General features: G+C 45.6%; 6 protein-coding genes. All 6 read left to right on the forward strand.

The annotated features are described in order from the left end of the window. Window positions 1–10: 10 nt before the first annotated feature. The 6 genes from MIC7113_RS32605 to MIC7113_RS32630 all read left to right on the forward strand — a co-directional run bounded on the left by MIC7113_RS32605 (window position 11) and on the right by MIC7113_RS32630 (window position 8,047). A complete protein-coding gene (locus MIC7113_RS32605) occupies window positions 11–3,247 on the forward strand; it encodes an ATP-binding protein (RefSeq protein ID WP_015186345.1) in 3,237 nt (1,078 codons plus the stop codon). Continuing rightward, a complete protein-coding gene (locus MIC7113_RS32610; protein ID WP_015186346.1) occupies window positions 3,247–3,675 on the forward strand; it encodes a DUF7680 family protein in 429 nt (142 codons plus the stop codon). The genes MIC7113_RS32605 and MIC7113_RS32610 overlap by 1 nt, the downstream gene beginning before the upstream one ends. Before the next feature lie 113 nt (window positions 3,676–3,788). Then, on the forward strand, window positions 3,789–4,091 hold the full coding sequence (locus MIC7113_RS32615; protein ID WP_015186347.1) for a hypothetical protein: 303 nt from the start codon (window positions 3,789–3,791) through the stop codon (window positions 4,089–4,091). Continuing rightward, window positions 4,088–4,588 carry a PIN domain-containing protein gene (locus MIC7113_RS32620; RefSeq protein WP_015186348.1) on the forward strand — a complete coding sequence of 167 codons (501 nt, stop codon included), beginning with the start codon at window positions 4,088–4,090 and terminating at the stop codon, window positions 4,586–4,588. Before MIC7113_RS32615 ends, MIC7113_RS32620 begins: the two co-directional genes overlap by 4 nt. A 3-nt stretch (window positions 4,589–4,591) precedes the next feature. Further along, window positions 4,592–7,387: a DUF1156 domain-containing protein gene (locus MIC7113_RS32625; protein ID WP_015186349.1), complete on the forward strand. Its 2,796-nt coding sequence runs from the start codon at window positions 4,592–4,594 to the stop codon at window positions 7,385–7,387. 24 nt (window positions 7,388–7,411) lie between these two features. After that, a complete protein-coding gene (locus tag MIC7113_RS32630; RefSeq protein ID WP_015186350.1) occupies window positions 7,412–8,047 on the forward strand; it encodes a hypothetical protein in 636 nt (211 codons plus the stop codon). Window positions 8,048–8,057: the final 10 nt, after the last annotated feature.

The following is an 8,057-nucleotide window of genomic DNA, read 5'->3' on the forward strand; positions in this document are numbered from 1 at the left end:
AAGTTAGATAATGCTGCCATCTATATTTAACACTTGCATTCCCAGAGCAGAAATTCAAGCCGGAGAACTTTCGGTAGACTTATTTGCCGCCAAAATCCGTCCAGTTGTCGAAGGCACTGCCCCCATAGTTTACAAAGATGCCAATACCTTCTTCGCCAACACCTTTCCTACCGATGGCATTAAAACCCTAATTCGAGAAGTCTTCGGGCGGTTAACGGGTGCAGCATCAGGTTCCCCTGTCATTCGTTTAGAAACTAGCTTTGGCGGCGGCAAAACCCACGATGAGATTGCTATCTGGCACATCTGCAAGCAAGGGCGGCACATTAATGGACTAGACCGCTTCGCTGACTTGACTTTAATTCCTGATTATGCAGTGCAGGTAGCCGCGATTGATGGCAGAGACTTAGACCCAGAGAATGGGGTACATCATGCCAGCACGGGTATCACCACACTGACCCTTTGGGGAGAAATCGCCTATCAGATTGGGGGAATTGAAGGCTATCAGCTATTGCGCGGTTCCGATACGAGTGGCATTAGTCCGGGGACATCGGTATTAGAACGACTCACGGCTGGCAAACCCACTGTGATTATTTTGGACGAAATTGCCCGTTATCTGAGAGCGGCTGAGGGAAAACCTGTGGGGCAGAGTACCCTCTCCAAGCAGGTGGTGGCGTTTCTGTTCTCTTTGATGGATTTAGCAGCGTCGGTCAATAATTTAATTCTGGTTTACTCCCTCGCCTCAGCCTCCGATACCTTTAGCGAAGAAACCACGGAACTCAACGAAGTTATCCGAGCATCGGCAAGACAAGAGCGGGTTTTGAGTCCCAGTACAGATATCGAAATTTACAATATTGTTAAGCAGCGGTTATTTGAAAGCGTCAGTACCGACGCCGCTCAAGAGGCGGCTAAAGACTATTTATATTCCTATCGTGCCAGCCGGATTAATTTGCCCGATGGTTGCAAAGATTCTCCCTATGCTAACGCGATCGCATCCTCTTATCCGTTTCATCCAGAACTGTTCAGCCTGCTGACTAAAAAGATTGCCTCAATCCCTGAGTTTCAGCGCACGAGAGGGGCATTGCGGTTATTTGCGATGGTGGTGCGTCACCTGTGGCAAAATCCAACTGAGTGGATACCGATGATTCACACTCATCATATTCCCCTAGGAGTGGAGGCTCAAGTCACTGATGAATTAACCTCCCGTTTGCAGCGTCCGATGATGCGGAATCCGATTCAGGCGGATATCTACAACGCTTCAGGGAGAGAAGCTTACGCTCAAGTCCAAGACCAACAGTGGTTAGTTGCAGGGAAACCAGCCTTTTCGACTTGGGTAGCACGGACGATATTTTTACATTCTCTCACCCAAGGGATTTCATCGGGGATTCGACGGGCGGAGTTAAATTTATCCTTGCTTACACCGGGATTGGAAATTGGGTTTGTAGACCAGGTGTTGGATAAACTTACTGGCGTAGCGTGGTATCTGGACAACGACCCAATCACTTCAATTGCTCGGTTTAAAGAAGAACCGTCGATTAATAAAATTATCACAGAAGAGAAAGAGCAGGTGGGCAGGACTCAGGCAAAAGACGATTTGCGATCGCGCCGAGATAGCATCTTTGCCTCCAAAGTCTTTAAGCTAGTAATACCCGATTCTCCGGCTGATGTGGATGACGTACCTGACCCGATTGCCTTATGCGTCATTGACTTCGATGAAGCTGAAGTTTCGTCGTCTCAAGACTCTGCCCCCCATCTAATTGAGCAGATTTTTGATAATACGGGAGAATCGGGGAAGTTCCGCACCTTTCGCAATCGACTGCTGTTTTTAGTCGCTAACAAGCACGAACTAGAACGAACAATTGATTTAGCCAGAGAGCATAAGGCAGTTAAGAACATTCTGGCAAGTCCCAATCGGTTGGAGGACATTTCAGAAAGTCAGCAGAAACAACTGCGGGGGAAAGACGGCGAGATTGATTTGAGGCTGCGAATCGCTTTAACCAATACTTACCGCCATCTATTTTATCCTGCCAATGACCCCGTGAAAGCGCCCAAGGGGTTGATGCACTACACTCTACCCGCCCAAGATTCCAGCACAGTTAAAGGCAAGAATAACCAGCAGGATGTAATTCTCAAGGCACTGAGGGACTGCGGCAAGATTCGTGCAGAAGAGGAAGACTTGGCGAAGTCCTTTGCCCCTGCTTATATTTTGCAGAAGGTGTGGCCCTCTGGCATTGAGCATTGGACAAGTAAAAGCCTACGGGAGGAATTTTCCAAGAATCTCGCCCTGAATATGCCTATTGAAGCGGAAATTCCCAAACTGCGGACGACAGTACGCCGGGGGTTGGAAGAGGGACAGTGGGATATGAAAGTGGGAGAGAGGCTATTTATCAAAACCGATGACGGCAATTTTACCTTGCCGGAAACGATTGAGTTCTCCGAACGGATGGTGCTCTATCGCCGGGGAATTTTGGAACCGCCAAAACCCAAGGAAGTTGAACTCAGCGCCCAATTAATGCCGAGTACTGAAGCAACTAAACCTGTGCGGGTGCGGTGGAAGGCGAAGGGGGCGTTAACTGTTTCTCTGTATCAAGATGGAACTCAGATACCTCAAGAATTTCGCCCCTCGGATGAATATGAAGGCAGTATTTCCAAGACGACTGCCTTTAAGATAGTGGCGGATTATGGGAATGGGGAAGTTGAGCAGCGGGAGACGCGGGTAACATTAACCAGTGGTTCTACTGGTTCTATCTATGGCACGGGGGGTTCTGGGAGTAGTCCCGGTGCTAGTGACGAGAGGGGGTTATTTGATGTTAAACCGGAACAGATTGAGCTAGATGGTACACCGAATAGCGTCTTTACGGCTTTGAGCGATCGCTGTAGCGATGATAAAGTTCAGGGGATACAATTGCTGGAACTGTCCGTTGACCAAGTGATGGACTATCGCAAGCTGGGGACGACGCTGCCGCTGTTAGGTCGTTTCCCGTTGCAAATTGACCAGCGCGTGATGATTCAGACGGGTGACTTTGCTAGGTTAGAGTACCAGGGTTCAGTGCGAGGGTTCCAGAGTTTCTTCTCTACCATTAATACCTTGCTCAATGCGCCCAACGTGCAGGCGGACGTGAATCTGAAACTCACGTTTGAGTTTGACAGTGCTGTGACGCCAGGGGGGTCAGAAATCAATACAATCAAACAGGCGCTTTTACGCAATCCTGTAGAGCGTCTGTATTTAAGTGCAAGGGTAACGTATTGATGCAAGAGTTTCAACTGCGGGTGGTTCCCACTGATAACAATAATTTTGCCTTGGAGTTGTATCAGTGTGCCTATAAAAAGGCAGGGGAAAAGAAGCGACCTGCGGCTAAACGAATTGGGCGGTTGAAAGGAAATGCATTAGTGCAGGCGAGACAGGTGATTTATGAGGTTTTGAAGGCGAATAACTATGACCCTAAAACACTATCACACAAGCGGCAAGCTGCCTATGTATTAAATGAAGAATCAGGCGTTAATTTGGCACTTTTATTTCAGGCGTTGCAACCTTTATCGAAACCGGAACGAATTGCCAATATCGCGGCGGGAATTACGGCAATGAGTAATGAAGAATCTCACTACTGGTTTGCCAAAATGTCTAACGGAAAACGCAATACCGTGTTGAAGGCAATGCGAGTATTGTTGGGAGACTAAATGTGGAGGGTAAAATTATATAGCTTCTAGGGAATGTTCAGGTTAAGTAGGTCTTTAAACATCAAAAAGTTATTCCGTATATATTTGTAGAATTGTTAAGAGGTAGAGCAGCTATGAAAGTTGATGTACGAGGTGCAGTAGCGGCGGCAAAAAATTATTTTCAATCACTCAGAGATATGATAAGCCATCAAGTTCAAGATTTAAGGCTTGAAGAGGTGGAACTATCAGAAGATAAAAAATTTTGGTTTGTTACATTAGGATTTGAACGTCCTGTAGTTCAGAGAAAAAACTCTCTATCAAACCTATTACCTGCTCCGGCTTCACCTCCTGATTACAAGTATGAGCGAGAGTATAAGATATTTAAAATCGACTCAGAAACGGGTGAAGTCCAGTCTATGAAAATTAGAGATTTATGAAAGAGTTTATTCGTTCCTTATTTGATAATTATAGGCAAAAAGGAATTTTAATCGATACGAATATTCTTCTACTCTGGTTTGTTGGCACAGTCAATCGTTCACGAATTTCAAATTTTAATCGAACGGAACAGTTTACACCCGAAGATTATGATTCGTTAATGCAAATCTTGTCCTATTTTTCAAAGATTGTAACGACACCTAACATTCTGACAGAGGTTAATAGTTTGGCTAACCAGCTTGGTGAACCCGAACGTTCTCAGTGTTTTTCTATATTTGCTCAGGGGGTGGCTAGATTAGATGAAACTTATATCGAGAGTCGGACATCTGCCAGTATGGAACGATTTACTAAGTTTGGTTTGACGGATTGCGGCATCGTTAATTTAGCTAGGAACCAATATCTAGTGCTGACTGACGACCTCAAGTTAGCAAATTATCTTCAAAAATCAGGTGTTGATACGATTAATTTTAATCACATCCGTGTCTACGGATGGAGCTAAAAAATGACTAACCCTACCCCTAACCGTCCAAAAGTTTTTATCGAAAAAATCATGCCTGTGGAGTTATTAAACCAGCAGGTATATTACGAGAACGGTGGAAATCCATTCAAAGGGTTGCACCGCTGGTATTCGCGCAAACCGCTATCCTTTAGCCGCGCTAGCGTGTTGGGTTCGCTGTTACCCGCAGAGATTTCGATGGATGAGTTTGAATATCTGTTGGGGTTGGAGAGACGAAAATACAGAAGCAGTGAGGTAAGGCTATACAAAACACCGCCAACGTCTGAACGAATTAAGCAGGTGCATGATTTGTGCGAAAAGGTTTGGGGAAAGCGGACTCCTACCGTATTGGATGCGTTTGGTGGCGGTGGGAGTATTCCATTTGAGGCGGCGCGGTATGGGTTGAATGTGCTGGCGTCGGATTTGAATCCGGTGGCGGTGGTGACGATGAAGGCGGCGATGGAATATCCCCTCAAGTTTGGGCCGGATTTGCAGCAGGATATTGATAAATGGGTGAAGTGGGTTGGGGATGAGGCGGAGAAAAGATTAGCTGAGTTTTTCCCTTCGTTACCAGGGGAAACGGTGCAGAATTATTTATGGGCGCATACAGTGGTTTGTCCGAGTTGTGAGTCGGTTGTGCCGTTGAGTCCGAATTGGTGGTTAAATAAATCTCCTGGAGCCAGTAAAAAAGGCAAATGGTATGCAGTGAAACCGATTTCTAACCTGGAACAGAAGCGGGTTAATTTTGAGTTAGTGAAGGGGGCAAAGGGGAAAGGCACGACAATTAAAACCGATGAAGGCGAGTACGATCCGAGTGATTACAATACGATTAGCCGGGGGGTGGGGAAATGTCCCAATTGTAAAACGGTAATTGAAAATAGTGTTATTATGCGAGGTGCTAAACAAGCAGGATTGGGTTGTCAACTGTATGCAGTCGCTTATAAAAAAGGTCAAGAAAGTTTAGATTTTAGAATCCCCAATCAAACTGATTTAATTGGCTTAGAAAAAACCCAAAATCAGTTTGAAAAAAATATGGAGAGATTAAATAGCAAAAATTATATACCTATTGAATTAATTCCTGAAGGCAAGGATTTAGATGAACAGATCCGAATATTTTGCCCGACATGGAAAGATATGTTTAATTACCGCCAGCTTTTAACCCTTGGCACTTATGTAGAAATTATCAACGAAGCTAAGGCGCTGCTATGGGCTGAGTATGAACGGGAAAAAGTAGAGGCGATAAGCACATATTTAGCTTTAGTATTAGATAGATGTGTTGATTTGAATTCAAGACTATCTCATTGGGATGCAGGTCATCCTTTATACAGAAGGGCATCAACTCAGCACGCACTGAATTTATTTTGGTGCTATCCAGAAACAACTGGAACATGGAGACTATGGCAAAAATGTGGAGAAGCTGTATCTGAAGAATATTCTCCCTTATGTGCATTATTTGGCACTAAACCTCACTCAATGGGTTTAGCCGGTATCGAAGAATACAACCCAAAAAACATCCAAATTGATGCCGCATCTGCTGATAGCCTTTTTCACCTTCCAGCTAAATCAGTCGATGCGATTGTCACTGATCCACCTTATTATTCAACTATCCAATATGCCGAAATTTCCGACTTCTTTTATGTCTGGATGAAACGCACCCTCGGCGACATTTTCCCTGAACTATTCCTAACCGAACTCACCGACAAAGACAGAGAAGCTGTTGCCAACCCCTCCCGCTTCCGCAACATGGGAGTATCCGCCGACGAACTCGCTAACCAGGACTACGAAGCAAAAATGGCACTGGCATTTGCCGAATATTACCGAGTCCTGCGCGACGACGGCGTAATGACCGTGCAATTCAACCACAAAGACTCCGGCGCGTGGGATGTCCTCGCCAAATCCCTCATTGATGCAGGCTTCGAGATTACCGCATCCTGGGCAGTCAGCACCGAAAACCCCCAAAACCTGCACCAAGCCAAGAAAAACTCCGTCTCCAGTACCGTCCTCTTAGTCTGCCGCAAACGCGACCCTAACGCCGAACAAGCTTGGTGGGATGACTTGCGCCCCGAAGTCGCCAACCTCGTAGAACTTCGCGCCCCCGACTATGAAGCCAACGACATCACCGGGATTGACCTCTACCTGAGTGCCTTTGGTCCCGCGTTAAACGTCTTCTCCCGTTCCCACCCCATCCTCGACAGCAGCGGCGAAGAAGTCCGCCCGGAACTTGCCTTTGCCGAAGCTAGAAAAGCGATCGCCAATTACCGCTTCCGCAAACTCGTCCAAAGCGACACCGCAGGCTTTGACTCCCTCACCCAATGGTATCTCCTCGCCTGGGATGCCTTCAAAGCGCGAGAATTCCCCTTCGATGAAGCCAGACAACTCGCCCTTGCCATTGGTGGCTTCAACCTCACCGACTTAGCCAAAACCCACAAACTCCTCGACTCCACCAGTGGCACCTGCCAACTCCTCACCCCCCAACAACGCCTGAAAAAACGCGCCTTTTCCGTCAACGAACAAGAATTTTCCGCCCGATATTTAGTAGACGGACTCCACGCCATCCTCGCCATTTACACCGAAGAACAAAACATCCAACTGGTGCGCCGCTTCATGAAGAATACTGGACTCGTCAGCAACGATATGTTCATGAAAACAATGGAAGTGGCATTTAAAGTAATTCCAGATAGCGTCCCCGAACACAAAGCCTTGTTAGATTTGTGGTTGGCGATGGAAGAGATAAAAGCTAAGGTAGTGGTCGAACAACTGGAGTTGCCGTTAGCTGTAGAACAACTTCGTTTAGATTTGTAGCTTTAGCTCAAGGAGCATGAGTCAATGAATCCTCAAAATCAAAATAACTCTTTTCGTTTCAAAAGAGGAATATTGGCTTTGACATTAGGAGTCAATTTAGTAAGCATAAGCTTCTTTTTTGAAATGAATCAAAAAGCAGCTTGGGCTAAATCAGAAACCAATAGTTACTTAAATATCAATAGCCATCAATTGGGAGGTTCAAGAACTAACAACAATTGGGATTCTACTTTAATCGCTCAAGATGGCTTAATACAAGTTCCTGAAGATAGACGATATATTAACCAAAACTTTTCCCAGCGTCTCTTTTGGAATATCCCCTGGTGGGGTCATGCTTGCGGTTATTACAGTTTAGACGACTATTGCGGTTATCGAAGAAGACATTTATTTAAGGATGCCATCTTGATTACAGAAGCTGCATCGACTGAATATAGTAGAGCTACTCTCGAATTTAAAAATCCAGTTTCTTTATCTCAAGCCCTACCTTATGCCCGGATTATTAGCCGAGGAGATATGCGTTTGAATAGAGCAACCTCTCGTACTGCTGAAAAGATAGTTTACGACGAAACTGACCCTGAATTCAACGCTGGAAGTATAGCCGAACTTTATCTCACATCATCTAAACAAGTGAGTAAAATCGTTTATACCGCAACTACACCTTAGTAAGGTATTA

Source organism: Allocoleopsis franciscana PCC 7113 (assembly GCF_000317515.1).
GTDB classification, from domain to species: Bacteria; Cyanobacteriota; Cyanobacteriia; order Cyanobacteriales; family Coleofasciculaceae; genus Allocoleopsis; species Allocoleopsis franciscana.

Excerpts from the sequence above, each read along its gene's own strand:
- MIC7113_RS32605 (WP_015186345.1), top strand. The coding sequence starts at position 11 with ATGCTGCCATCTATATTTAACACTTGCATTCCCAGAGCAGAAATTCAA.
- MIC7113_RS32610 (WP_015186346.1), top strand. The coding sequence starts at position 3,247 with ATGCAAGAGTTTCAACTGCGGGTGGTTCCCACTGATAACAATAATTTT.
- MIC7113_RS32615 (WP_015186347.1), top strand. The coding sequence starts at position 3,789 with ATGAAAGTTGATGTACGAGGTGCAGTAGCGGCGGCAAAAAATTATTTT.
- MIC7113_RS32620 (WP_015186348.1), top strand. The coding sequence starts at position 4,088 with ATGAAAGAGTTTATTCGTTCCTTATTTGATAATTATAGGCAAAAAGGA.
- MIC7113_RS32625 (WP_015186349.1), top strand. The coding sequence starts at position 4,592 with ATGACTAACCCTACCCCTAACCGTCCAAAAGTTTTTATCGAAAAAATC.
- MIC7113_RS32630 (WP_015186350.1), top strand. The coding sequence starts at position 7,412 with ATGAATCCTCAAAATCAAAATAACTCTTTTCGTTTCAAAAGAGGAATA.